Here is a 25,288-nt window from a genome sequence, read left to right on the forward strand (position 1 = left end):
GTCGGTTCAAAAAAGGTGGATTAATTACTTTTTAAAAGAACTAGTGCAGGCGATAACAGGTAACATTCAAATGAAAGTTTTTTTTTTGATTATGGTGGACGATCCAAGATATATTGCCGCGAAAAGAATGGTTGAACAAGGTGATATTAATACATTCAACCAACTGTTTTCGATTATCCCTAAGAGTATTGTTGCAGCGGATCTCGGAACTCAGAATGTGCGCTTCACAACATTGATGAATCACATAGAGCGTTTTACGCTGCAGGAATTATTCATGCTGAGCAAACTGTTTTCATTGGATGAAAAGGCGATCCTTGAACTGGCTTACAATCAGTACACGGAGCAAAAGAGAAGCAAATCAGGAAAAACCCAGTAAGCCTTCGGGCGATGCTATATATCATTGCAGCATTACCCTTATCCATTCTTAAAATCCAATACCGGGGGAACCGGCAAAAGCACTGATCATTTTTAAAGAGCCATCATCTCAGCGATGGCTCTTTTTTTATTTAAAAAAATAACCGTGCATTCACAGGCAGGGCCGGAATGCACGGTTGGCTACATCAGAACTAAAACCTAAAACCGGTTGAGCAATCGTTAGTATTGTTTGTTGGGTATGATGTGCACGGCGAGGAATCCGAAGATGCCCGTAAGTGCTACGATCAGCAGATCGGGGATGCCTCTGGAAATTTTCTTTCCTTCTCTGCGCATGAGCACAACTGTGAGTACAACAAATAAAAGATTCAGCAGTATCCATGCCCATGTATTGCTTGCGTCGAAATGCATGCGCAGAAATTCTGTGTAAGGCGATGCGATTTCGAGCTGAAAAGGGAACATGGCTGCGGCAACTTTTCCGATGGTCATTTCTGATTTCAGTGGCAGCGGATGATTGTGTTTATCGATCAGTTTGTAGTCTCTGTTGAAAGTGAACAGCTGCAATCCTTTCTCTGCGTTTACGATCACGGTACGGTTGAACATGCTTCCCTGGATGGCCAGTTTCATGTTGGCGGCGTTGTATCCTTCGATCGGTATTTTGATGAAGCTGTAATCTTTTTTCCTGAGAATCAGCAACTGATTGTCTGTGGTAACAATGGTTGCATAGAATTCATCTGCATCAAAATCGTTGGCCAGTACATATTTGAAATGCAGTCCGGCAGGAACCGGTACTTTTCTTACAAAGGGAGCGCCTTTGATCATTTTGAGATGGAAGAACTGTTCTTTGCTGTCTACGATAAACCAGCCTTCGTCGCGTTTCTTCATGAGGGTAGGCAATCCGGCCTGAATGGTTGCGGGATAGCTGAATCCTTCGGCATCGAGCGCTGCAGTGAACTGTTTGCTTTTCTCCTGATTCAGCTGATTAGTTTTTGCATCGATGAATTCGATGCGGTGCGTGATGCGGAAATAATCCTTTGAAAAAGTGAGGCCGAATTCGGGTTGTGATTCAAACAGTGCATTGAGCTTGTAATCCGGGATATCCAGTCTTTCCGGCTCTACGCTCTGAAAGAAAGATTCCTGCTGCAATTGTTGCGGTATCAGTTTTACTCCGGCGAAACTATCGGGGAATGTGCCTTTGGATAAATGATAGTAGAAGTTTTCGAGGGGTGTTTTGTCCATGAACTCCTGCTGTGTGTATACTTTCCCTTTTCTGTCTGTGAAAACTGTTTTACCATCGCGTTGTCCGTAAGTGTAGTATTCGCCTTCGCTGGTGCTGTAAGCGATATACGGGGTATCAATTCTTGTATCGAACAAAGTGTGATAGATATTTGGCAGCACGTAGCTGAGTGTGATTATTGTGAGTGCTACCAGCAGGTAGCGGCTTAATTTGGGTATCATATTACATTTCTCCTTTTCTGAATCGGTAAATAGAAAACAGTGATGAAATACTGGCCATTATTACGCAGAGCAACAGGGGCAGCAGAATGGGCTGATACGCGCCGGCTGCATTGCTCTTGTAGAATAATGTAATGAATGCGCCACCGGTGAGGATGTAGAGTATGCGGTATTTCCAGATTGGTTCCAGCACCACAAATGAGGCGAGGAAGTAAGTGGCCAGTCCGGAAAAGAGCCATGGCAGCACGGTTACAGCTGTTTTCTGCATCAGCTCTACAGGAAAGTACACGAGGCCCCACATATAGATCGCTCCAAAGAGCAGCAGAAATGAAGTGAGCACAACTGTTGTTCCGATGCCGAGCATCTTCAGTACCACTTCTTCTTCATTGATGGGGAGATGCAGAGAGAGTTTGATTCGTTTTTCTACGGTTTCAGGTACAAATTGTGCAAGCCCGATCAGTAATCCGGCTACAAGCGGCATGAATTTGAAGATGTTGAAATAGATCATCTTCTGATAAACGATATCGTACCAGTACAGCTCTGCATCTTTCAGCAGCAGATCGTGACGTACGGTGAGGTAGATGCCTGCAATCAGCAGCAGGCCAACGGCGGTAAGGAGTATGGCTATCCTTCCGATCTTAATCCATTCTTTATAAAAAATTGATCGCAGCATGTTTTTAATATTTTCCGGTTAAACCAATAAATGCGTCTTCGAGGCTCATCTGCATAGGTCTGAAATTCTGATAGGGAATACCCTGTGCATCGAGGTAGCTTCGAACTTCTTCTTCTTTTGCATATGAGTAGAGCTCTACGGTGTTCTTCACTCTTTCGTGATTTACAACCGGACCATCCTTCCCGAATTTGAGATCGGTGGCAGTGGTATCGAAATTGTACTGACGGAAGCTGCTCATGAATTGCTCCAGCGGCATATAGGCCAGTACACGGTTATAGTCCATCACCATTACATCGTCGATCAGGCGTTCCATATCCTGAATAATGTGTGAGGTGGTGAAAATGGTTTTGTTCTCCGATTTCGCATACTCCCGCAGGTAATCGATGAAGAGGCGGCGGTAGCCGGGATCGAGACCGAGCGTGAAATCGTCGAGTACCAGCAGTTCGGGGTCCTGCGCCAGAATGAGGCCCAGCGCTACTTGCGAGCGTTGTCCGCAACTCATGGTGCTGATCTTTTGCTTAGGCGTTACTTTCAGTTTAGACATGAGGTCGAAGTAGGCATCTCTTTTCCAGTTGGGATAGAAGCCCGAATAGAATTTTTCGATCTGATAGATGTTCATGAAGGAATACTGAATATGCCCTTCGATGAGAAATCCGATCTTGGCTTTCACGGCAGGAGAGAGGCTGCGCGAATTCTCTCCGAGGATGATGCATTCTCCGCTTCGCGGCGTAAGAAATCCATTGATGATGTTGATGGTGGTGGTTTTGCCTGCTCCGTTCTTTCCCAATAATCCGAGGATGCTTCCCCGGCGGATATTGAAGCTGAGGTTTTCATACACCAGTTTCTTCCCATAGTAGTGGGTAAGGTTTCGGCATTCTACAATATTGTCCATAATAATTGATGATGTGGGCGAGGCCCGTATTGAATGAATCACCATGGCATGTGCGGGCAGGCGCGGAGCTGCCGGCATAAACGGGGTTGCCGGGCTCCGCGAGCCGCACTATAGGGTCTGGTGTTATTGTCTCTTGTCTCTGGGGTTTTGTTCTATCAGTTTGTTCAGTTGCAACACACGCTGAGGAATGGCCACTACATAGTTGTTGCTTTCGGGCGTGAGCGTAATGGTTTCGGTTCCCCAGGTTCTGGTGATATTGTGTTTGAAACGCGGATCGAGATTCAGGCGTTTGAGATCGAACAGGCGCCATGCTTCGGTGAAGCATTCTTTTCTGCGTTCGTTGAGTGCCAGCACCAATGCTTCGTCGGGCGTTTTGTTGTGAGGGATGTCTGCATAATCGGCAGTGTTGATCCTCTTCTTACGGAGCATGTTCAGATCGTCGATGGCTGCATTGGCTTCATTGAGCCTTGCACGGCTTTCGGCACGGATGAGCAGAATGTCGGGAATGCCGATGCCTGAACGGTACTGTCTTTCTTTCGGCCAGATATTCGGACCATAGAGATTGGCGCCGAAGGGTGCCTGATCGATCACTGTGAGATAAAGTCTGCGATCGCCTTTTTCGTACAGTGCCTTGTGTTCGGCCGTCATGTAAGTGGCGATGGAATAGAGCAGGGGATTGGTGGCCTGCTTGTGCAGCAGCACTTCGCGGTTGTCGAGCATTCTGTTCACGAAGCCTGTAGTGCCCATCCACTGCGGCATTCCGGGCATGAAGTCGATGCCGTTGTAGTCGTACAGAAAGCTGGTGATATCGAGTGCTGATGTTGCATTGGCTCTTGCCTGTTCGTACTTTCCCTGATAGAGATACATTTTGGCAAGCTGTCCGTATGTGCTTGCCTTGCTGGGATGTGCATTGATGGTGGCAGTTGACGGCAGCAGCGGAACAGCAGTAGTGAGGTCTTTTTCTATTTGCTCGTATACCGCTTTCACCGATGCTCTTGCATTAGCGGCATTGATATCGGCTTCGAGATACAGCGGCACTCCGGGGTCTTTGTCGGCGCTGGCGGGATTGTAGTGCTTCGCATAAGTATTCACCAGCATAAAGTAGCAGTAGGCGCGTTGTGCCAGCGCTTCTCCTTTGGCTTTGTTGCGAAGCGACTGATCGCTGCCTTTTGCTTTGTCGATATTGTCCAGTACCACATTGGCTTTGTAGATGGCTTTGTACCAGTTGTTCCAGTCGGGGTCGTTATCCTGTGTGTTCACATAGATGAAATCTTTCCAGAGGTATCCGTTCTCGAATATGTTTGCTCCGAAGAAGATGCGGTTGATCTCATCTTTGGGTACGTGTATTTCATCGTTCATGTAAAACACGTTGGTGGCGCTGAGCATGAAAGCCGAATTGTCTGAGATGATATCGTAGTAGTCGTCTACGGTAGTGGGGATCACTTTCCCTTTTTCATCGATGTCGATGAATTTGTTGCAGCTGCTCAGGAGAGCGGCTGATATAAGTATGGTGGTTAATTTTTTCATTTGTAACGCAGTTTTGGATTCACCAATCGGTTAGAAGTCGAGTTTCAGCTCCAGCGTGAATGTTTTTGCTTCAGGAAACCATACCTCACCATATCGTCTGTCGATTGCTTCGGGATCGATATTCATGCTGTTGTTGTTCCAGAGGAAAAGATTGGTGCCTTGTGCGGCCAGTTGAACATTCTTGAAAATATTGCCGGTCCATCTTGCAGGAAGCTGATACATCAGGCTCAGTGTTCTCAGTCTGATGAAATCTGCGCTGGCCACTTTGTTGTTGCTCATGGCATATGCCTGTCTTCTCTTGTAAGGTTCATTGGCGTTTACATACAGTGCAGGGATGTCTGTAAAGTTCTCATCGCCGGGCTTACGCCATCTTTTGTCGATGTCTTCTGTAATCGGACTGGTTGCTCTCAGGTAAGTCACCGGCAGTCTCATCTTCGCTCCGAACTGGAAGGTGAAGATGGGAGTGAGTGAAAAACCTTTGTAGGAGAAAGTATTGAGGAAAGAGCCAAAGAACTTGGGTATGGTGGTTCCTGAATATTCCAGCCAGCCGAGTGTAGGAGTTTCAGCGGTATTGTGTGGAACCTTCTCGCCTTTTTCGTTGTAGATGGTGGGTTCGCCGGTATTGTCGAGTCCTCCCCATTTGTAACTGTATAAATAATCGATGGGTTTTCCTTCAACCTCTCTGTCTTTTCCTCCGATGAGCCAGTTGTCTACATTGTCGTAGGGAGTGAACACTTTGGTTACTTTGTTTTGATTGTAACTCAGGTTGAGTGTGCTGCTCCAGTTGAATTTGGAATTGGTAAGGATGTTGGTGCTGATGCTCAGATCGAGACCTGTATTGCGTACTTCGGCTGTGTTCTTGTATACTGTTGCAAAACCAACTGAAGGGTCAGCAGGTACATAGCCCAGCAGGTCGAAACTCTTTCTTACATAATAATCTGCAGAAATATTGATTCGATTGTTGAGCAGTCCGAGATCGAGTCCGAGATTGGTGCTGCGTGTGCTTTCCCAGCGAAGCTTATTGTTGGCCGGATACTGAATTTCGAGATAATCTTCTCCGGTATACCAGTCGTTGCGCGGAATTCCTACGAGTACTTTGCTGGTTCTTTTGTCTACGTTTCCGTTGAGGCCGGTGGTTGCACGAACACGGAGGTTGCTGATGGCGTTAACATCGAAGAAAGATTCGCGGCTTACATTCCAGGCCAGGCCGAAGCTGTAGAGCGGCGTCATCTTATCGTTGGTGGTTGCTCCGAAGAGATTCGATTTGTCGATACGGCCGCTGAATGAGAAAACATATTTGTCGTTGTACGTGTAAGATCCATTGGCGTACATGGAGAATTGTCTTGTCTGGCCCTCTCTAACGGGCTGGAACATGGGCATCAGTGAGTAGATCTGTCCGTCCCATCCCGTAACTCCTTTTCCTAAGGTCTCGGCATCGATAGAAGAATAAGTGAGGCGGCTTTTGTCGTAGTTGAAAAAGCGGTCGTTCTGTCCGGTGCTGAGTGTTCTTACCAGTTCTGTACCTGCGATGAAATTCACGCGGTGCAGTGTTCCGTTGAATTCTTTATCGAATCTGAGCTGGTTGCGCCATGATGTGCTCTGAATCTGACTGCTCGATTTGTAGTAAACGGTTCCGTTGGGGAGCTGGTATTTCAGTTTTCCATCTTCGATGATGGTGAGCTGATTGATGCTTCTCCGGGTATCGTACAATTCGGTATTCTGATAATCGTCGAACCGGTATTCATTTCTTTCGAACTGGAATTTTGTTTCGAGTACAAGCGGTTTGGCTACATTCCAGCTAAGTCCAAAATTGATGCGGGGTGAAAAGCTTGTCCAGCTTTTATCGTAGTTGTCGGCTTCGCGTTTGAGGTTGAAGTTCCAGTCGTGATAGCCTTTGTCCATGTACTCCTGATTCCTTTCCATGGAAATGTATGGTCCATATTGCGGCACGTAATTTCCATTGGCATCCACAAACATTTCGTAAGGTCTTTGTTTTACGAAACCATCTGTTGAAACGCCATTGCTGTTTCCTTTGGAATAGGCCAGATTGAGGTCTGCATCGAAGCGCAGTTTGGGAACAATCTGATAACTGTTCTTCACCAGCAGGTTCATGCGTTTGAAGTCATCGCCGCGGGTGCTGTTCTGGTTATCCTGGTAGTTCATTGAAATGTAGTACCGGTTCTGAGTGGTAGCGCCTGCGATGGAAAGATTGTACTGAGAGTAAATGCCTGTGCGGAAGAAGAGATCATCCTGATCGAAAGCATTGTTCTTTCTGAGCAGATCGTATTGTTTGTTGGCTTCATCCTGATTGATGATCCCCTTTTTTTGTTTTGCGTAGATCTCGTACACTTTGGAGTAACCGAGATTGTTCTCAGGGTTGTTGAGGTTGAACCAGTTTTTGTCGAGTGTTTCGAGTTCGGCATCGATCACCTGCGCAGAATTAGGCATTCTGAGTGCGCTGATATCGGGCCTGGGCTGGAATTTCACCGATGAGGTGAAGTTGAAAGTGGGAGGACCGTTTTGTCTTTTGCCCGATTTGGTGGTGATCACAATCACTCCGTTGGAAGCGCGCGCACCCCAGATGGAGGCTGCGGCTGCATCGCGAAGCACTGTAATACTTTCAACGTCATTCGGATTAATGGAACCGTATCCGAGCTCAGAAGCAAAGCCATCGATTACTACGAGTGGGCTCTGTGCTGCATTGATGGAGCTTTTGCCGCGAACAAGCGGAGTTCCGTTATTCATGAGCACGCTGGGCAGCATGGTGGCGAACTTTTCGGTGATGTCCGATACACCGATCTGTTTTTCGAGTGTAGCGCTGCTTACAAAACCGAATGAGCCGGTAGCGCGTTCTTTGGCGATGGTCTGGTAACCGGTGTTAACGATGGTAACAACGGCCGAGTCCATCACATTGGTTTTTATTTTCAGGGTAATTACGAGGTTTACTTTAGGCGTAAGTTTTATCTCCTGCGTTTCGAATCCTACGGCGCTGATCAGCAGTACATCGCCTTCATTGGCGTTGATGGAGAACAATCCGGAATTATTGCTCACAACACCTATGTTCTTTCCTTTGATCTGGATATTAACGCCGGGAATGGGTTGTCCTTTTGGGTCGAAGATCATGCCCTGATAGATGGTGGCTGGATCTTCCCAGAGGGTTATAGGGAGAGGGGCGGGTTTGGGTTGGATGATGATGTTCTTCTCGTCGATGGTCCAGGTGAAGTCGATTCTGCTGAAACAAAGGTCCAGTGCGGTTTTTAGTGGAACGTTCTGCAGCTGCAGAGTAACCGGAGGCATTTTCTCGATGTCTTTGCTGAACACGATGAAAGTAAAACCGGTTTGCACTTCGATGCTTCGCATCACCTTTTCAATAGGTGCTTTGTTCACCGAAATGGTGATGGTTTGACCAACTCCCCGTGCGGAAACCTGTAAGAATCCGGCGAGCATAAAAAACATTACCAGCCTCATAATTCGCAGTGTTTGATTTATCCGTGGGGGCCAGCTGGTTGGGTTTGGGGTGCCAGACGCCTGCGGCGCTCCAGGTAATTGAATGGAATGCAGGGGCATGCCCGCATTCATACAAGTTAAATGCATAACTTCGTTTAGTTTTGGGTTAATCAAATGCAGTTGTAACAGGTTTGTCAAATGGTTGCCCGAATTGCCGGAGGCGAGTACCAGTCGTCTTCGACCGCCCGACAGTTGATCGCTGCCGGGCTTTTTTATGGGCTTGATTTTTTTAGTTCATCAGCAGTCTGAGTTTAGCGGGTTACTGTAATTTTTTTTCCATCGATTGAAAAATGCAGGTGTCCTGTAAGACTTAGTTTGTGCATCAGTTTTGAAATGGGCATATCGCGGGAGAGGTTGGCCATAATGCCTTCGCGGCCTATATCTCCTTTGATGGTCACTTCTACATTATACCAGCGTTCGATCTGTCGCATGGCATTGGCAAGGCTTGTGTTGGTGAACATAAAGCTGTTGCGCGTCCAGGCAATTACCGGTTCTGTATCGATGCTGCGAATTTCTATCTTCTGGCTTTTCACCTGTTCTTCCATCGGGTGCGGATAAGTTACTTGTTGGCCGGGTTTCAGAACAATCGGTTGTTGTAAGTTGTTAGTGGTTAGGCTCACCTTTCCGCTGATGAGTGTTGTGCTCACTACCGGCTCATTGGAATAGGCATTCACATTGAAGCTGGTGCCGAGTACATTTATTTCACCGGCGGGTGTTTTCACTTTAAAGGGGAGTTTGGAGTTGGAAGCAATTTCGAAATAGGCTTCTCCCGTGATCTCCACACTTCGCTGTGTGTTGCTGAATGCAGCAGGGTAACGGATGCTGGATGCTGCGTTGAGCCAAACCCGGCTTCCGTCGGGAAGGGTCAGGCGATATTGTCCTCCCCGCGGAGTAGACAGCATATTGATCATTGAAGCAGATGCGGCATCGCCCTGTTGTACCTGATAGTTGAGCTTTCCGTCGGCTTCTTTGATGATGCGGATGCCTCCCTGGCTGGCGATATTGCCATTGGAACTGCTGTCGAGCGTTATTCTCGTGCCGTCGGCCAGTGTGAGAACGGCCAGATCCTGACCGGGAGGTATATCGTTCGATGATGCAACAGTAGGAGGTAATGAATTGTCATTCGACTTCGGAAGCAAAAGGTAGATTGCGGAGGCTGCCACCAACAGCACAGCAGCTGCCACAGCCACGCGTCGGTAGGGAAAGAGTTTTCTTACGGGAATGCTTGCCTGCTCTGAGCCGGTGATCTTCTCATACAGTTCATCCCAGCTGATTTTTTCGGCGGCAGCGCCCGGTGAGATATTAGCATAGAGAACGTCCATGTAGGGATGGAGATCCTCTGCATTCATATGCCGGAGATGCCCGAACAACTCCTGCAGTTCATCCTGCGTACACTGGTTAGTGGTGTATCGCGAAAAAAGATAATGAAACCTGTCATTTGATGGCAGCATAGATTTTGGTTTGCCGTGGTAGAATAAGGCATGGTTCTATTACTGACGAATGCCGAACGGGGTAATAACCGGATCAGAAAAGAAAAATCGGGGAAAATGTAGCATCGTTACATTTTTCCGTTCTCAGTCACATTGAAAAAAGGATTTTATGGAAATCAGATTAACGGTAGATGATGATTTTATGGACAGGCTCAAAGAGGAATCCGGAATCGAAAACTCTACTCAGCTGGTATCGGAAGCTTTGTCTTTGCTGAAGTTTGCAGTAGCGGAAGCCCGCAAGGGGAGAGTGCTGATTTCTGCAGATGAAGATGGGGAGAATGTAAAACGGATTGTGATCCCATCACTGGAACCGAGCCTGCAGGCTAAATTCAATGGCTCTGAGAATTAGCCGCTTTGCGGCTTCCCGAAGGATCACCTGAATTGTTCGCAGGTCCAGATAAGGAAAGCTGCCCCGAATTCTCCGGAATGTTTGTCCAGATGCAGTTTGATGAATTTCAGGGTCTCCGTGAGAATATTGTTCACCCTGCTTTTGGACAGGCCGGTGATTCTGGCAATTTCCTCATGAGAGCAATCCTGTTCCCTGCTCAGGCGGTAAACCTGTTGCTTTTGGGGAGATAGTTGTTCCAGTGCCTGATTGATCAGTTGCTGATATTCTCTGGAGAGGATGAAGTCTTCGAGGGAGCGATCGGGCTCCGAGATATTGCTCCAGACCTGATTGATGAGTTTTTGTTCCCTTGAAATTTTGCGGAGATGATCGATGGTGCAGTTGCGCACGATGCGGTAGAGCCATGCTTCGGGTAACTGAATATTCGTGAGGGTGTGGCGTTGAACCCAAACGCGGGTAAAACATTCCTGAATAATTTCCTCGGCGTCGGCGGAAGATTTGGTCATGGCCAGTGCGAAAGAAAAGAGGCGTTTGCTGTACAGATCGAATAATTGCCTGAATGCAGGCTCATTGCCTGCAGCGATCCGGGTAACCAGATCTCTGGCGGTATCAGGGGAAGGTGTAACCAATCAGAGTGCCTTTGTTACCGATAAAGTTCCTGAAAAAATCGATAGGATACTATAAAAAAAAGATCCCCGGCAAGAATACCAGGGATGGTTTACTAATCATTTCCATTAACACATTAACCCTTATCCTAAAAAAAACTTAATTACTTTTTTTGAGCGGAGTTGTCTGCTGCGTAGTACTGGTGTAAAATTTTACGGGCCATAGGCGGCAGATTGGTAGCCGGATTGTAGGGAATCGCTCTGGGTGGCCTGGGTCTGCTCAACTCTTTTTCCATGAACTGAGTGGCTTCTCTCCAGGCGAACTGATTCATTGCTTCGTCGTGCGCTCCCTGCGGATGGCTTTCAATCAAACTCAAGCTGGCATCTCTCACATTTCTGTATAAAAAGGCCTTGATGGCCGACCAGCTGTCCATTTGCTGATGTAAACTCCAAAGATCTATGAAGGCGTTCTCTACAATTTTTTCCGCCTGTCTCGGCTTGTCTAAGATCCTCTTGGCGAAAAAACATATTTCCAGATAAAATTGGTGAAATACCAATGCAAAAGTCTCTGCTTTGCCTTCCTTAAAATGTAGTACGATCTCTGCGGTGTTGGGATCCTGGTAGTTCATGTGAACAAATTTAAGGACTACCTGGTTGGGGACTGTTTCGCGTTTGTTGCGGAACGATTACAATGTAAACTTACGCAGCTCAGTAATTTATAGATTGTAGTATTTTCACTACAATTCGCGGAATTCAACTATATTCATTTGAACATTAACCAGAACCACGTTGCCATTTACCTTTCTATGAAGCCTGTAACCACAAGCATCTTCCCCATACTGCTGCTGTTTTTGTTGTTTAGTGTACGCATTGATGTTAGTGCACAACAACCGTCTTCGCGCGATGCCTATCTTTTGGTAGATATGCTCAACGATAACAGTGGGCTTCCTCAGAATTCCATCATCAGTCAATACATCGATACCAGCTCGGGCATGCTTTGGCTGGCTACCTTCGGTGGCCTCGCCAGATACAATGGCATCGCCGTAAAATCTTTCGATCATCAGCTGAACGAATCGCTGCTCACCAACCGAATGGTGAATCTTTTCAAAACCACCGGTGGTGATGTGTATGCGATGAATGTGCATTCTCAATTGCTGCAGATAAGACAGCAGGATATTGCCGTGAATCAGGCCTATACCTGGATCTGGCAGCAATACGGCATCTTCGTATGGTTCAAGGGCATTCTTCATTCACTGGATGAGATCCCGAAAATGGGCACACTTAATTTCAATCGCCCCTCTTATTATCCGGAGCAGAGCCAATGGGCTGTCGGCGATTACAATTATTATCCTGTTGCCATTTCCAATGGGCGTTTTGCCGTGGTGAGTCAGCAAAACGAACTGCTTATTTACAAAGATGCACAGCTGCTTCACCGTTATGCTTTGCCGGTTCACTGGAAGCAGGCTCAGCTTTTCCATTCCAATGGCCTGCTCTATGTGCTCGATCATCATCTGAACGGTGTTTGTTACGATGTGAGCGGCAATGAGCCGCGGCTTATGCCGGCTGCATTGCAGCGGGTGGAACGCCTGCATAACACGGAGGCGCCTACCACACTGTATTACAACGAACTCAACGATCAGGCGGTGATCGCATCCGGAAGAACCATCATTGTGCTGGGCTCCGATGCATCCGGATTATTCATCAGCAAAGAACTGGTGATCGATGAGCTGCCGAAAAGCATCAACAATATCCTGTTCTATCCTCGTCACAATACCTTGTTCATCGGTACTACCACCGATGGATTGTATGTTTTCAGAAAGAACAATTTCAGCCAGCTGCTGGCGCCCGATCTTGCTACCAATGTAAACAGCAATTATGCGCAGCTGCTGCTGCCCGGCGACCGGCTTCGTACCAACAGAGGCGTTACCTACGATCTGAATAGTGGCAATGCCGGTTTTCTGCAGGTGGACAAAAGCCTTGAAATGGCCATGTACTCTCCATTCAGCAAAGACAGTTCGGGAGGATATTATTACTGCAATGAAGAAAGGGTAATGTACACCGCGCCCAATGGAACGGTGAAGGTGATCTATGAAAATCAACTGAAAAAAACGAAGGATAATGCCATCAGCTTTGTGTGGCTCGATTCTACAACCGGCAAAGTATGGATACTCGAATCTTTCCGGTGGGGGTATCTGAAAAACGGCGTCTATACCGTTGCGGTAGATTCTCCGAAAGAAAAACTGCCCAAGCCATATAACTTCACCCGTAAGGAGAATTTCATTTATCTGGCTACGGAACGCGGGCTGGTGATACTGAACGAGCCGAAGGCCAAATGGAGGTTCGCACCCGGAACCAACAATATGGAAGTAAGATTTGTGTCAATGGACAATCAGCAACCTATCTGCTGGTTCGGTACTTATGGGCATGGATTCGGAGCATATCTTCCGGAACGCGACAGCGCTTATTTCTTTCCGCAGGATCCCAATCACCACCTCGCATCTACACATGCATTGATCGAAGACAGCAGCCGGAATTTCTGGGTGCCTACCAATAAAGGACTTTTCAGAATCAGCAAATCGCAACTGCTGCATCTCATCGATGATCCGCTGAGGCAGAGCAAAGTATTGCACTACGATTACTTCGATCGTAAAGACGGACTGCCTACCAATGAATTCAACGGAGGAGCACAGCCTATCTGGAATCAGTGGCAGGGAGAATACCTGCTTTCGTCCATCAATGGCATACTGCGGTTCAACCCGGCAGGCATTTCTTCTGCAGATTGGATTGAGCCTGTGTTCGTAGATCATGTGGAAGTGAAAGACAGGCCCGATCTGCCGGCTCCGGCAGCAGGGCAACCCTGGCAATTTGGGAAAGACGACAGAAATGTAAGATGGGCTATCAACAATGCTTACTGGGCTAACCCGTATTCACTGCGTATAGAGTACCGCCTCGATGATCAGCCCAACTGGAAACCAATTGAAGGAAAGGAGCTGTTCACCGGATGGGAAATACTCGATGCGGGTGCGCATGTGCTGCATCTTCGTCAATTCTCTGCCGATAAAGCCACGTATCGCGAAACCAATATTCCCTTTTCTGTAAAGCTTTACTGGTACGAAACCTTTTGGGTGCAGGCATTGGCAGCGGTGCTGTTTCTGATTCTGTTTATCTGGGGCTCTACCTATTTTTATCGTCAGGGCAAACTCCGTAAGGCCGCGAAGCAAAAAGATGAAGTGATATCAGAGACATACGAAATGATGGAAGAAGACAATGCCCTGATCGAAGCTTCCAATCTCTACCGGTCGAAAATGGTATATGTGCTGATGCACGATGTTACAGTGCCGGTAGCAAGCATGGAAAAAGTATCTGGAATGATCTACCGCAACTTCGATAAAGTAAGGCCGGAAACCATGAAAGAAGTGATGAGAGAGATCAACGATGCGGCGAGAAATCTGCTCATACTCAGCGATCAGCTGGTGCAGTGGAGCAATATTCTCGATACAGACTACACCACTGTAATGGAGGCTACCTACATGCATGGCCTTGTTGAAGAGATACGGGAAGAACTGGGCGATCGTTTTCAGCTGCGCAACAATCAGCTGCTGAATCTGGTGCCCGATGACATAGAAGTAGTGAACAAGCAGAACCTGCTGCATTTACTGCTTTTCAACCTCATTCTGAATGCCAATAAGAATATGAATGATGGGGTGATTCAGGTAGAAGCTTCCCAGACGCCTGAACATACCATGCTGGTGATAAAAGATGATGCTTCGCGGATGGATGATTACATCCGTGAGCAGCTCATCACGGCCTCTGCATCCAACGACCCTTCTGCGGTGTACTCCGGCCTCAAGCTCTGGCATATCAGTTATCAGATCATTTTCGATCTGGTGAAACAGATGAAAGGCGAAATACAGATCCGTTCAGACGAGGATGGCACCAGTCTGGTAGTGGCGGTAACGCTTCCGCCGGCAGATGCATTCGAAGGTGATCAGATAAAATTATGATGGCGGGCCATCTCGTGCAATTCGATGATATTGCGCGCATTCACCTTTTCGAGCAGGCGATGCTTGTAGGTGGCGATGGTGCTTTGTTTTACGCCGATATCGAAAGAGATATCTTTCAGTCGCTGACCTCCCAGCAATTGCCGCAATACCTGCTGCTCTCTTTTGGATAATGAAAGGAAAGGATTGTCTTCCTGCGCAGGCGTGAGCTTGCCGTCGCTGGCATTCAGTGCGCGGTGCTGCCTAACGAGTTTGGGCTCGTAGATGAGACCGGAAAGAATGGTCTGAATGGCGTTCAGGATCTCCGTTTCCATAGATTCCTTTACCAGAAATCCACGGATACCGGCAGCATAGAGCTGGTTAACGTACTTCAGTTTATTCTTGGTGGTAACAATGAGAATGTACATGCCTGGGAACCGCTTCACGGTTTCTGCTACAAACTCGATGTTCTGGGCAAGGTCTTCGTCCATCAGTTCAAGGTCCCAGATGGCGAACGTAAAGCGGGTTCCCTGTTGTTCGAGGATCTCTTTGAGATCTCTCATGGTCTTTACGATTTTGTAGCTGCTGTCGCGAAAGTGAAGATCCATGAATAAGGTATACCCCATATTAGTCAGACCATGATCTTCAGCAATCAAAAAATATTCAGAAGTAGGCATAGCATTTTGATTTAAGAAGCTGGCGTAAAAACCAGTCTGCATTTCTTTTTGTGGAGCCTTAGGGCAACCCCGGCATCGGGAGCTGCTTATCTTAAAGATATAAAAAATTATAAGTTACAACACTGGAAATTCCGGGAAAAATACCCTCCCTGTGTTGAACTTCAAACGCGGGGTAGCGGATATTGTTTGGAGGCCCTGCCGGGTTAAGTGACTGTAAAGCTACAATTCAGCTACAAACTTATGTTGTTGAAAATAGTATATTTAGGAGTAATATGAAACCGGGACATTTTTATTGAAAAATCAAAATCACCGAATTATGAAAAAATGGATGGCTATTTTGGCGACCACGATGTTAGTATTTGTCGCCCTTCAATCATGTAAGAGCAAACCCAAGGATGCGGATCTGCAGCAGGCTGCAACAGCAGCTGTAGCGAAGATCACCGATATGGGACCCACCCCCATGATCTCCGTTCAGAACGGCGTAGCAACCTTAACCGGTGAAGTAAAAGACGAGAGCGCCAAAACGGCTTTCGCCACTGCAGTAGGCGCAGTGAAAGGAATTACGGAAGTGAATAACCAGCTTTCTGTGATGCCACCGCCTCCACCCACAACAGCTCCTGTAACAGTAACAGCTGACGATGCTCTCAACACAGCTGTGGCCGGCGTGCTGAAAGATTTCAACACCGCAAAAGCCGAAGTAAAAGACGGCGTGGTAACACTCACCGGTAATCTCAAGAAAACCGATCTGCCCAAATTGATGATGGCCCTCAATGCACTGAAGCCAAAAAAGATCGAGAACAAACTTACCATTCAATAACCAAACAGAGGGAGGACCCATTTTATGGCACTACAGGACAAATACAAAGAACTGGTAGACGCGGCCAATGCCGGCGGAGCTACCAATCTGCAGGTGAGAGAGCAGGATAATGTTTTGTATATCGATGGCGATGTTCCTAACGGAGCAGCCAAAGATAAACTCTGGGACATCTATTCGAAGCTCGATCCTGATTTCAGATCAGGCGATCTCATCATGAACCTCAATGTAACTTCCATGGCGCCGGGCGCCAAAGCGAAAGTGACCACTACCTCCTCAAACCTTAACATCCGCAGTGGACCCGGTACAGACCAGCCCATTGTTGGCAAAGCTGCACACCACGAAATAGTAACCCTCGTAAACAAGGGTGAAGGCCAGTGGTGGCAGATCAAAACAGATAAAGGTGTGGAAGGTTATGCCGCCGCACAATATCTCACTCCCGTAGATTAAGCTCCGAAGGCAGTGTTTGTTGCAGGGCAACAAAACGATGCGCATACATATTTGCAGGCAGCTGATGGCCTGTTGAAATGAACAGTCATCAGCTGCTTACTGCAAATACTCCCCTTGCATACTCCGTGGTATCCCCGGTTCCAGCTAACCAATCACATTTGTAATTGACCTATTTTCGCACCTATGAACAGAATTTTACAATACCTAACGGTAACGGCTATTCTTTTTTCTGCGTGTAAGGGTGGTGATAAAAAAAATACTCCGGCGGTAGCTCCCCGCGATACCACCATCAATACCAAAAATTCTTACAGCGGCCTGTTCTTCGACAGTACCACCATGGAAAAATTTCTCGGTCAGGAGAAAATTCCCGATTCCATGGCCGACCGCATCCGCAGCTTCTACAATGCCCGGAACTACCAGTACGCCTGGTTTCTGGACGGCAGCATTGCAGAATATGTGCCCACCTTCATCGAAATGCAGAATAGCTATATTGCCTACTCCGGCGACAGCTCTATCTACGATCCCAAACTTTCAGTGGTGGTCGACAGCATCAAAAACGGAAAAGATTCTTTCAATGTAAAGAGCCCGCTGATGGTGAACACAGAACTGAACCTTACCAAACAGTTCTTCCGCTTCGCCAACAGAGCATGGGCAGGCAGCAACGAACAGCCGAAAGATCTGGAGTGGTTCATTCCACGCAAGAAGATCAATGTTGCTTCTCTGCTCGATTCCCTGATCCAAAACAAAGGGAAAGATGTGAGCAGATATGAGCCGGTTAATCGACAATACAATCTGCTGAAAGAATATTTGCTGAAGTCTTACGAAATCGAAAAGGCAGGCGGATGGCCGGCTATTCCTGCCATTGCAAAGAAAGTACTGAAGCAGGGAGATTCAACGATAGAAATAGTAAATATCAAAAAGCGCTTATTTGTATCCGGAGACCTGAAAGAAAATGATTCTTCTCAGCTGTTCACCTCCGCACTTACCGATGCTGTGAAAAATTTTCAGACACGTTATGGATTTACAGCCGATGGCAAGGTGAATAATAAACTGGTTACCGAAATGAACCGGCCGATAGGAGAGCGCATCCGTCAGATATTGGTGAATATGGAGCGTATCCGCTGGGTGCCTGCCGAGCCTCCGCCGAATTATCTGCTCATCAATATTCCGGAGTATCGCATGCACGTGTATGAGAACGGAAACCTCATGTGGGATATGGGCGTTGTGGTGGGAACACCTGCGCATAACACCGTGATCTTCTCCGGCGATCTCAAATACGTAGTGTTCAGTCCGTACTGGAATGTTCCTCCCGGCATTCTGAAAAACGAAGTGCTGCCTGGCATCAAACGTAATCCGAATTATCTCGCACGCCATCATATGGAGTGGAATGGCAAAGCGGTTCGGCAGTTGCCCGGCCCCTGGAACTCGTTGGGAGGTGTGAAATTCCTCTTCCCCAACTCTTACAATATTTATCTGCACGATACGCCCTCGCGCAGTCTCTTCGACAGAGATCAGCGTGCATTCAGTCACGGATGCATCCGCTTGCACGAACCGGCGAAGCTGGCACAATACCTGCTGCGCAACGATCCCAAGTGGGACAGTACCAAAATCGCAGCAGCCATGAAACAGGGCAAAGAGCAGTATGTAACATTAAAAGAAACAGTGCCGGTATACATCGGTTATTTCACTGCATGGGTAGATCGCGCAGGGCGACTGAATTTCAGAGAAGATGTTTATGGTCATGATAAGAAAATGGATCAGCATCTGCTGGCAATGAAGTAACTGTTAAAAGTCACATCTTTGCGGTTGCAAATACCCTCCTGTGAAATTGGTCCATAGTTTTCTTAACATATGGTAAAAAACGAGTGGCTGGGGATAGCGGAAATTTGCATCCATAAATCAAACAGTTATGAATTGGATCATTCTCGTAATCGCCGGATTGTTTGAAGTAGCCTTCACAACCTGCCTTGGAAAAGCTAAAGAATCCACCGGAGCAGCTGCAACGGGTTGGTGGATAGGATTCGTAATAACCGTAACAATGAGTATGTACCTGCTGTATCGTGCCACACAAACATTGCCGCTGGGAACCGCATACGCAGTATGGACGGGCATTGGCGCAGTAGGAACCGTGCTGATGGGCATTTTCTTTTTCAGGGAGCCCGCTACCTTTTGGAGACTGTTTTTTATTTTCCTCCTAATTGGTTCAATTATAGGCCTCAAGGTTGTGAGCAAACATTAATAAAAGTTTTTTAACAAGATAGTCCACCCGCTCTGTAGGAATTGTCAGTTATTTCCTATTATATTTGTAGAGAAATGAATTAACCGATGCTGAATACTCACACAAATAAATCTTGTTGTTGCTGTTGTTGTAAAACACACGCCAGGGTTATTTGGGTGGGCTGTAGCCTTGGATTAAGTTAGTGCAAAATATATACGCATCAACATATTGAGCTCCACCGATGGTGGGGCTTTTTTTTGTGCCCTCCCGTCTGATCCGACCCTCACTCATAACAACAAAAATTGCTGATATGTCTGTTACAACAGCCGGAACAACGTCAGAGCGCTCGCTGCTTGACTCTGTACAACAACTTGGGAACCAGATAGGGCGCACGCCGCTTCATGAGATTACGCAGCTCTTCAATAAAACCGGCGTAAAGTTATACGCCAAGAAAGAATGGGAGCAGTTATCGGGAAGCGTAAAAGCCAGAGCGGCTTACAATATCTTCAAACATGCCATCGAACATGGACAACTCTCCCGAAAGATCTCACTGCTCGATGCCACCAGCGGAAATACCGGCATCGCCTACGCGAAGATCGGCCACCTGCTGAATATCCCCGTTACACTTTTTCTTCCGGAGAATGCAAGCAAGGAAAGGAAAGAAATTCTGCAGTCGCTTGGCGCCAGAATAGTGTTCACATCGCGCTTTGAAGGAACCGATGGCGCACAGGCCGCAGCGCTGGAACTGGCCACCAGCAAGCCTTCGGAATACTTCTACGCAGATCAGTACAAGAATCCCAATAACTGGAAAGCGCATTATCACGGCACAGCTCTTGAAATCAAAGAAGCATTGCCATCCCTCACGCATTTTGTATCAGCCCTCGGCACTACCGGAACCTTTGTAGGAACGGGCCGCAGACTGAAAGAACTCGACCCTGCGGTTCAATTGATCTCACTCCAGCCCGATAATCCATTGCATGGACTGGAAGGGTGGAAACATCTCGAAACCGCCCTCGTGCCCGGTATTTACGACCCAACTGTGGCCGATGAAAACCATGAAGTAGGAACCGAAGAAGCATGGAGCATCATGCGCGATGCCTGGAAATACGAAGGCCTGCAACTCAGTCCCAGTGCGGCCGCGAATCTCGCCGGCGCCATCCGCGTAGCGGAGAAACTGGAAAGCGGCACGGTAGTAACCATCTTCCCCGACAATGCAGACAAATACAGTGAAGTAGTTTCTAAACTCAACATAGTATGATCATCATAGACACACAAGCCAGAGCAGCATTGCTCAAAGATGCAGTAGCCGCCTTCCCCGACGAATGTTGCGGTTTCCTCTTCGGCAAAGAGGACGAAAACGGCCTTCGTGCCATCACAGAAATTCAGGTAGTAAACAATGCGAAAGAAGGCGATAAACGCCGCCGCTTTGTAATTGCACCACTCGATTATATCCGTGCAGAAGAATATGCAGATGAAAATCAGTTGCAGTTGCTGGGCGTGTATCATTCGCATCCGAACCATCCTGCCATTCCTTCGGAACACGACAGGGTAGCGGCACAGCCCTGGTTCAGTTACATCATCGTTTCGGTACTCGATGGAAAGCCCGATGCGCTTCGTTCCTGGAGGCTCAACGACGACAGTCGATTCGAAGAAGAAAACGTTGGCATCGTAGCCAATTCATATACAAATTCATAAATCAATAAATAACAACTATGGCAACAGTGATTATTCCCACTCCGCTGCGCAAGTTCACCAATAATACCGCCAGACTGGAAGTGACAGCAGATACCATCGACAAAACAGTGAACGAACTCACACTGAACTTCCCTGATCTGAAGAAACACCTGCTCGATGAACAAGGACAGATCCGTTCTTTCGTGAACATCTTCGTTGGCAACGACGATATCAGGAACCTGCAACAGGGACAAACTGCCGTGAAAGCCGATACCGTTATCAGTATCGTACCAGCCATTGCCGGTGGTGTGGCATAACAGTAACCAACAAACTAAATCATCATCCCATGAGCAACAATAACTCAGTAACTTTTTCTAAAGAGGAACTGGCCAGGTACAACCGGCACATCATTATCCCTGAATTTGGATTGGAGGCGCAACAGAAACTGAAGGCTGCGAAAGTGCTGATCGTAGGATCGGGCGGCCTGGGAAGTCCGGCCCTGCTGTATCTTGCGGCTGCAGGCGTTGGAACCATCGGCATCGTAGATTTCGATGTGGTAGACGACAGCAACCTGCAACGTCAGGTATTGTTTGGAGTGGAAGCCATCGGTAAACCCAAAGTAGAAGAAGCGAAAAAGAGACTCGAAGCGCTGAACCCGCATATCAAAATCATTCTGCACAATACACAGCTCACTTCACAGAATGCATTGGAGATTCTGAAAGATTATGATGTGGTGGCAGACGGAACAGATAATTTCCCTACGCGTTATCTCGTGAACGATGCCACTGTATTGCTCGGCATTCCGAATGTATTTGCATCCATCTTTCAGTTCGAGGGGCAGGTGTCTGTTTTCAATCAGCGCAATGAGAAAGGAGAGTTGGGGCCCAACTACCGCGATCTCTATCCAACACCGCCACCGCCCGGACTGGTGCCCAGTTGCGCCGAAGGCGGCGTGTTAGGCGTATTGCCCGGCATCATCGGAAGTTTGCAGGCGCTCGAAACCATCAAGGTGATCACCGGAGTGGGAGATACGCTCAACGGAAGATTCTATCACTTCGATGCACTCACATTCGAGAGTCGCACTTTCAATATCTCGCGCAGAGATGATAACCCCATCAATGGCAAGAATCCCACCATCACTGCACTCATCGATTACGAGCAGTTCTGCGGAGTGAAAGCCGTTGAGAAACCCATCAAAGAAATTACTCCTGAAGAGTTGTACAATTTACAGGTGAAGGGTGAAGCCTATCAGATCATCGATGTACGTGAGCAGAGTGAGTATGATATCGTGAACATCGGTGCAGAGCTGATTCCGCTGAGTACTGTTTCTGCGAATGCCGATCGCATCAGCAGAGACCAGAAAGTGATTGTGCATTGTAAGATGGGAGGCCGTAGTGCCAAAGCCATCCGGGAGCTGGAGGAGAAATTCGGTTTCGATAATTTATATAATCTTAAAGGAGGCATTCTGGCCTGGATCGATCAGGTTCAGCCGGAGCTGACGAAATACTGATACTTTTTCATACAGCAACACTGAGCCGATATTCAGAACAAAGGCCGGTTGCAGAGCAGCGTTGAACTACAGGCTTGTCGTAGCAGGAAGCCAAGTGGTAATCAACCTACTCTTCAACCGCCTTTCTTTTTGATTGCTGTAAGAATTTATGCCTGATCACTTCCTGCACCGGAACATTATCGATTTTGCTTTCGAGCCAGGAGATGATATCCAGATACATGAAGGCGCGGGTTTCGTACCGGTTGCGCTGATGCTGCTTCAGTTTGTTGAGCAGTTTCTCGAATTCTGTTTTCAGGTTCCTCGGCGTTATATGGAATGATCTTCTCAAAAACCGGAAGATCTCTTCTTCCACCACACTAAGGTTTTCCATCTTCGACATAAAGCGATACACACTTTTGAAGAGATATTCGAGCAGATCGAAATTCTTCAGCTCGTAATGCGCTATGAGGTGCAGCAGACGGCTGTATGCCTGCAGGTCTGTGCGCAGATCCACTTTCCAGTTGATGATCTTGTTGAGATAATCGATGGCTTTCTCGTATTGCCCACTGCCGAAGTACAGTGATGCGAACTTGTAGTAAAATACGAGAATCCGGTGCCTGTCGAGATACAGCGTATATTCTGTGAGCTTTTCTTCTATTACGGGAACCATTTTGCATCCCTCGGTGAACGTACCTTCCATGAAATACTTGTTGATGCGCTGGAGGTTGAGGTATACGAAGGTTTGAATATTGTTGTTGTGATTGTGCAGTACGATTTTCGATTGGGAGAATTGCTCGAACGTATCGAGCACTTCGTTGAATTTCTGAAAATTCTGCAGATCGAGATGCGCGGTGAGCAGGTTGTGCAGGCCTTTGATGTAGTGCGCTGTTTCCACTTCCACCATATGTTTTTCCTTGCTGAAGAGGTCTACCCATTTTTGTGTGTAACGATAATAAGTGAGCAGGTCCTGCCTGATGAATCCGTACCAGCAATAACATTGGTAGCGGTACAGTCTTTCGTAGAATCCTTTGGCGTCTTCCGCTTCTTTGGGAAAATGTTTTTCGAAGAAGTTGGTAACTGATACTTCATCCTTTTCATTGCGTGCATGACCGTTGCGGATGTACCAGCTGTAGAGTTGCAGCGCGAGGTTGCTGAGCTTGCTGGTGATATCGAGGCGCTTGTTCACTTCTTCCACTTCGGTGGTGAGGCGGTCGGCGCGATCCTGCATGCTTCGTGTGATGTGCAGGGCTTCGATCTTCTTCTCGAAGAAGAGTACCTGCAATAAATAGGTGAACTGGTTGTATTCGCGGGCCAGTTCTTTCATGCGGTCCAGTACTTTGAGGCTTTGCAGATAGAGGCCTTTATTGTAGAGGATACGGGCATGGTCCATTTGCTCGCGGAGCTGGATATCGATATTCTCATCGTCCTTGATCAGGCGAAGGGAGCTCAGGATCTGTTTATACAGGTGTGCCTTGATATTGGAGAGCTGCTGTTTCTTCAGGTCTTTGTTTTTCTTCAGAATCAGGGCTTCGTCGTATTCCTCCATTTTATCCATGGCATCGAACAACTGAACCACTTTCAGGTCTTCACCCGAAGAATTCCGGGTCACATACAGCTTAAAATTCCGCTTTTCTGACTTTTCCAGGGAGTGGATCAGTTGAAATAACGCGTCTGTTGATCTATTGGGCATCGTAGTTTATAATCGTTAAAATGCTTGATGGACAAGGCTTTGAGGGTATTCCGGATACCCTAAGAAGCGTAAAATAGGTACAATTTTGATTTCCTTCCCCAAATTAATGGGAATAATTTCGGTAAAGCAGGTTGTTTTATCGGTTATCTATAGCAAGCAACACAAAAATAAAGCAACCTGCTATTTTAAATTCCTAAAACTAAATCCACCTATAGAACAGTTATGCCGGATAATAAGATCTTAATATTCGACACCACGCTCAGAGATGGTGAGCAGGTACCGGGGTGCAAGCTGAACACTACAGAAAAGATTGAGCTGGCACTGGCCCTGGAAGACCTGGGAGTAGATATCATTGAAGCCGGTTTCCCGATTTCTTCACCTGGAGATTTTCAGAGTGTGGAAGAGATTTGTAAAGTGGTGAAAAATGCCACTATCTGTGCATTGAGCCGCAGCGTTCAGCAGGATATCGAAGTGGCGGGAGCCGCATTGAAGAAAGCCAAAAGAGGCCGTATCCACACGGGTATCGGCACTTCTGATTTTCATATCAAGAGTAAGTTCAACAGCAATCGCGAAGACATTCTCGCGAGGGCTGTACAGGCCGTTAAATGGGCCCGCAACTTTACTGATGATATCGAATTCTATGCGGAAGATGCAGGCCGTACCGAGAACGATTATCTCGCCCGTGTGATAGAGGCGGTGATCGCAGCAGGAGCCACCACGGTGAATATCCCCGATACCACCGGGTATTGTCTTCCCCACCAGTATGGCGAAAAAATTGCATACCTTGTAAACAACGTACCTAATATAGATAAGGCTGTGATCAGCTGCCATTGTCATAATGATCTTGGCCTGGCTACTGCAAACTCCATTGCGGGTGTGATCAATGGCGCAAGGCAGATCGAGTGTACCATCAATGGTCTCGGTGAGCGCGCCGGAAATACATCGCTCGAAGAAGTGGTGATGATCATCAAACAACACCATGCGCTGGGATTCCATACCAGCGTGAAAGCTCAGCAACTGAACCCTCTCAGCAGACTGGTAGCCGACACTATGCGGATGCCGGTTCAACCCAATAAAGCCATCGTAGGAAGCAATGCGTTTTCACATTCATCAGGTATTCACCAGGATGGATTTTTGAAAGATGCACTTACTTACGAGATAATCAGTCCCGATGAAGTAGGAGCCGAAGGAAGCAAGATTGTACTCACCGCCCGCAGCGGACGCAGTGCTCTGGCGCACAGATTCCACAAGCTCGGATTCCAGTACACACGCAACGACATTGATGTGTTGTACGCGCAATTCCTCAATGTGGCAGATGGCAAAAAAGAAGTTACCGATGAGGATCTGCACGCAATGGCCAACGAATATCAGGCCGTAACAGTGTGAGCAGTATTTTCTCATAATCATGTAGTTTTTGTTTTATGCGTGG

Annotated in this window: 22 protein-coding genes; 12 read left to right on the forward strand and 10 right to left on the reverse strand. The window is 47.3% G+C overall.

The window, feature by feature from the left end; all coding sequences use genetic code 11:
- Nucleotides 1-43: 43 nt before the first annotated feature.
- Complete coding sequence (locus HHL16_RS08355) at nucleotides 44-376, forward strand: hypothetical protein (RefSeq protein ID WP_169424670.1); 333 nt, start codon at nucleotides 44-46, stop codon at nucleotides 374-376.
- A gap of 218 nt (nucleotides 377-594) precedes the next feature.
- Here HHL16_RS08355 and HHL16_RS08360 read toward each other — a convergent pair whose 3' ends face one another.
- The 6 genes from HHL16_RS08360 to HHL16_RS08385 form a co-directional block, all read right to left on the reverse strand.
- Entirely contained in the window at nucleotides 595-1,830 is a 1,236-nt protein-coding gene (locus HHL16_RS08360; RefSeq protein WP_169424671.1) for a DUF4857 domain-containing protein, read from the reverse strand.
- Between the two features lies 1 nt (nucleotide 1,831).
- Nucleotides 1,832-2,500 (reverse strand): hypothetical protein, encoded by a 669-nt coding sequence (locus tag HHL16_RS08365; RefSeq protein ID WP_169424672.1) that lies wholly within the window; start codon nucleotides 2,498-2,500, stop codon nucleotides 1,832-1,834.
- Between the two features lie 4 nt (nucleotides 2,501-2,504).
- Nucleotides 2,505-3,392 carry an ABC transporter ATP-binding protein gene (locus HHL16_RS08370; RefSeq protein WP_169424673.1) on the reverse strand — a complete coding sequence of 296 codons (888 nt, stop codon included), beginning with the start codon at nucleotides 3,390-3,392 and terminating at the stop codon, nucleotides 2,505-2,507.
- Between the two features lie 123 nt (nucleotides 3,393-3,515).
- Complete coding sequence (locus HHL16_RS08375) at nucleotides 3,516-4,919, reverse strand: RagB/SusD family nutrient uptake outer membrane protein (RefSeq protein ID WP_169424674.1); 1,404 nt, start codon at nucleotides 4,917-4,919, stop codon at nucleotides 3,516-3,518.
- A 30-nt stretch (nucleotides 4,920-4,949) separates the two neighbouring features.
- Nucleotides 4,950-8,387: a SusC/RagA family TonB-linked outer membrane protein gene (locus tag HHL16_RS08380; protein WP_169424675.1), complete on the reverse strand. Its 3,438-nt coding sequence runs from the start codon at nucleotides 8,385-8,387 to the stop codon at nucleotides 4,950-4,952.
- Between the two features lie 290 nt (nucleotides 8,388-8,677).
- On the reverse strand, nucleotides 8,678-9,877 hold the full coding sequence (locus HHL16_RS08385) for a FecR family protein (RefSeq protein ID WP_169424676.1): 1,200 nt from the start codon (nucleotides 9,875-9,877) through the stop codon (nucleotides 8,678-8,680).
- Between the two features lie 148 nt (nucleotides 9,878-10,025).
- On the opposite strand from HHL16_RS08385, the gene HHL16_RS08390 reads away from it, so the two are divergent.
- On the forward strand, nucleotides 10,026-10,265 hold the full coding sequence (locus HHL16_RS08390) for a hypothetical protein (RefSeq protein ID WP_169424677.1): 240 nt from the start codon (nucleotides 10,026-10,028) through the stop codon (nucleotides 10,263-10,265).
- 23 nt (nucleotides 10,266-10,288) lie between these two features.
- Here the strand turns inward: HHL16_RS08390 and HHL16_RS08395 are convergent, their stop codons facing one another.
- Both HHL16_RS08395 and HHL16_RS08400 read right to left on the reverse strand, forming a co-directional pair.
- The gene (locus HHL16_RS08395; RefSeq protein ID WP_169424678.1) at nucleotides 10,289-10,891 is read right to left on the reverse strand and encodes a sigma-70 family RNA polymerase sigma factor; all 603 of its coding nucleotides are present in this window, start codon (nucleotides 10,889-10,891) and stop codon (nucleotides 10,289-10,291) included.
- Between the two features lie 140 nt (nucleotides 10,892-11,031).
- Complete coding sequence (locus HHL16_RS08400; protein ID WP_169424679.1) at nucleotides 11,032-11,496, reverse strand: hypothetical protein; 465 nt, start codon at nucleotides 11,494-11,496, stop codon at nucleotides 11,032-11,034.
- A gap of 177 nt (nucleotides 11,497-11,673) precedes the next feature.
- On the opposite strand from HHL16_RS08400, the gene HHL16_RS08405 reads away from it, so the two are divergent.
- Nucleotides 11,674-14,871, forward strand: coding sequence for an ATP-binding protein (locus tag HHL16_RS08405; RefSeq protein WP_169424680.1), 3,198 nt, complete (start codon nucleotides 11,674-11,676; stop codon nucleotides 14,869-14,871).
- On the opposite strand, the gene HHL16_RS08410 is transcribed toward HHL16_RS08405, so the two are convergent.
- Nucleotides 14,856-15,524, reverse strand: coding sequence for a response regulator transcription factor (locus HHL16_RS08410; protein ID WP_169424681.1), 669 nt, complete (start codon nucleotides 15,522-15,524; stop codon nucleotides 14,856-14,858). The genes HHL16_RS08405 and HHL16_RS08410 overlap by 16 nt on opposite strands.
- A gap of 316 nt (nucleotides 15,525-15,840) precedes the next feature.
- On the opposite strand from HHL16_RS08410, the gene HHL16_RS08415 reads away from it, so the two are divergent.
- The 8 genes from HHL16_RS08415 to moeB all read left to right on the forward strand — a co-directional run bounded on the left by HHL16_RS08415 (nucleotide 15,841) and on the right by moeB (nucleotide 22,190).
- Nucleotides 15,841-16,341: a BON domain-containing protein gene (locus HHL16_RS08415; RefSeq protein WP_169424682.1), complete on the forward strand. Its 501-nt coding sequence runs from the start codon at nucleotides 15,841-15,843 to the stop codon at nucleotides 16,339-16,341.
- Between the two features lie 24 nt (nucleotides 16,342-16,365).
- Nucleotides 16,366-16,788, forward strand: a complete 423-nt coding sequence (locus tag HHL16_RS08420; RefSeq protein WP_169424683.1) for an SH3 domain-containing protein — start codon at nucleotides 16,366-16,368, stop codon at nucleotides 16,786-16,788.
- Between the two features lie 183 nt (nucleotides 16,789-16,971).
- Nucleotides 16,972-18,570 (forward strand): L,D-transpeptidase family protein, encoded by a 1,599-nt coding sequence (locus HHL16_RS08425; RefSeq protein ID WP_169424684.1) that lies wholly within the window; start codon nucleotides 16,972-16,974, stop codon nucleotides 18,568-18,570.
- Nucleotides 18,571-18,697: 127 nt separating this feature from the next.
- Nucleotides 18,698-19,027: a multidrug efflux SMR transporter gene (locus HHL16_RS08430; protein WP_169424685.1), complete on the forward strand. Its 330-nt coding sequence runs from the start codon at nucleotides 18,698-18,700 to the stop codon at nucleotides 19,025-19,027.
- Nucleotides 19,028-19,316: 289 nt separating this feature from the next.
- Nucleotides 19,317-20,264, forward strand: a complete 948-nt coding sequence (locus HHL16_RS08435; protein ID WP_169424686.1) for a cysteine synthase family protein — start codon at nucleotides 19,317-19,319, stop codon at nucleotides 20,262-20,264.
- Complete coding sequence (locus HHL16_RS08440) at nucleotides 20,261-20,701, forward strand: M67 family metallopeptidase (protein ID WP_169424687.1); 441 nt, start codon at nucleotides 20,261-20,263, stop codon at nucleotides 20,699-20,701. The genes HHL16_RS08435 and HHL16_RS08440 overlap by 4 nt, the downstream gene beginning before the upstream one ends.
- Before the next feature lie 17 nt (nucleotides 20,702-20,718).
- Entirely contained in the window at nucleotides 20,719-20,997 is a 279-nt protein-coding gene (locus HHL16_RS08445) for a MoaD/ThiS family protein (protein ID WP_169424688.1), read from the forward strand.
- Nucleotides 20,998-21,026: 29 nt separating this feature from the next.
- Nucleotides 21,027-22,190: a molybdopterin-synthase adenylyltransferase MoeB gene (gene moeB / locus HHL16_RS08450; protein WP_169424689.1), complete on the forward strand. Its 1,164-nt coding sequence runs from the start codon at nucleotides 21,027-21,029 to the stop codon at nucleotides 22,188-22,190.
- 106 nt (nucleotides 22,191-22,296) lie between these two features.
- Here moeB and HHL16_RS08455 read toward each other — a convergent pair whose 3' ends face one another.
- Nucleotides 22,297-23,778 (reverse strand): hypothetical protein, encoded by a 1,482-nt coding sequence (locus HHL16_RS08455; protein ID WP_346766827.1) that lies wholly within the window; start codon nucleotides 23,776-23,778, stop codon nucleotides 22,297-22,299.
- Between the two features lie 303 nt (nucleotides 23,779-24,081).
- Here HHL16_RS08455 and HHL16_RS08460 point away from each other — a divergent pair, with 303 nt between their 5' ends.
- Nucleotides 24,082-25,245 (forward strand): 2-isopropylmalate synthase, encoded by a 1,164-nt coding sequence (locus HHL16_RS08460; protein ID WP_169424691.1) that lies wholly within the window; start codon nucleotides 24,082-24,084, stop codon nucleotides 25,243-25,245.
- Nucleotides 25,246-25,288: the final 43 nt, after the last annotated feature.

Source organism: Pseudoflavitalea sp. G-6-1-2, from assembly GCF_012927185.1.
Classification (GTDB): Bacteria; Bacteroidota; Bacteroidia; order Chitinophagales; family Chitinophagaceae; genus Pseudobacter.

Bases quoted from the DNA above. Each gene is read 5' to 3' on its own strand.
- HHL16_RS08360 (WP_169424671.1), bottom strand. From the start codon at position 1,830: ATGATACCCAAATTAAGCCGCTACCTGCTGGTAGCACTCACAATAATC.
- HHL16_RS08365 (WP_169424672.1), bottom strand. From the start codon at position 2,500: ATGCTGCGATCAATTTTTTATAAAGAATGGATTAAGATCGGAAGGATA.
- HHL16_RS08370 (WP_169424673.1), bottom strand. From the start codon at position 3,392: ATGGACAATATTGTAGAATGCCGAAACCTTACCCACTACTATGGGAAG.
- HHL16_RS08375 (WP_169424674.1), bottom strand. From the start codon at position 4,919: ATGAAAAAATTAACCACCATACTTATATCAGCCGCTCTCCTGAGCAGC.
- HHL16_RS08380 (WP_169424675.1), bottom strand. From the start codon at position 8,387: ATGAGGCTGGTAATGTTTTTTATGCTCGCCGGATTCTTACAGGTTTCC.
- HHL16_RS08385 (WP_169424676.1), bottom strand. From the start codon at position 9,877: ATGCTGCCATCAAATGACAGGTTTCATTATCTTTTTTCGCGATACACC.
- HHL16_RS08390 (WP_169424677.1), top strand. From the start codon at position 10,026: ATGGAAATCAGATTAACGGTAGATGATGATTTTATGGACAGGCTCAAA.
- HHL16_RS08400 (WP_169424679.1), bottom strand. From the start codon at position 11,496: ATGAACTACCAGGATCCCAACACCGCAGAGATCGTACTACATTTTAAG.
- HHL16_RS08405 (WP_169424680.1), top strand. From the start codon at position 11,674: ATGAAGCCTGTAACCACAAGCATCTTCCCCATACTGCTGCTGTTTTTG.
- HHL16_RS08410 (WP_169424681.1), bottom strand. From the start codon at position 15,524: ATGCCTACTTCTGAATATTTTTTGATTGCTGAAGATCATGGTCTGACT.
- HHL16_RS08415 (WP_169424682.1), top strand. From the start codon at position 15,841: ATGAAAAAATGGATGGCTATTTTGGCGACCACGATGTTAGTATTTGTC.
- HHL16_RS08420 (WP_169424683.1), top strand. From the start codon at position 16,366: ATGGCACTACAGGACAAATACAAAGAACTGGTAGACGCGGCCAATGCC.
- HHL16_RS08425 (WP_169424684.1), top strand. From the start codon at position 16,972: ATGAACAGAATTTTACAATACCTAACGGTAACGGCTATTCTTTTTTCT.
- HHL16_RS08430 (WP_169424685.1), top strand. From the start codon at position 18,698: ATGAATTGGATCATTCTCGTAATCGCCGGATTGTTTGAAGTAGCCTTC.
- HHL16_RS08435 (WP_169424686.1), top strand. From the start codon at position 19,317: ATGTCTGTTACAACAGCCGGAACAACGTCAGAGCGCTCGCTGCTTGAC.
- HHL16_RS08440 (WP_169424687.1), top strand. From the start codon at position 20,261: ATGATCATCATAGACACACAAGCCAGAGCAGCATTGCTCAAAGATGCA.
- HHL16_RS08445 (WP_169424688.1), top strand. From the start codon at position 20,719: ATGGCAACAGTGATTATTCCCACTCCGCTGCGCAAGTTCACCAATAAT.
- moeB (WP_169424689.1), top strand. From the start codon at position 21,027: ATGAGCAACAATAACTCAGTAACTTTTTCTAAAGAGGAACTGGCCAGG.
- HHL16_RS08460 (WP_169424691.1), top strand. From the start codon at position 24,082: ATGCCGGATAATAAGATCTTAATATTCGACACCACGCTCAGAGATGGT.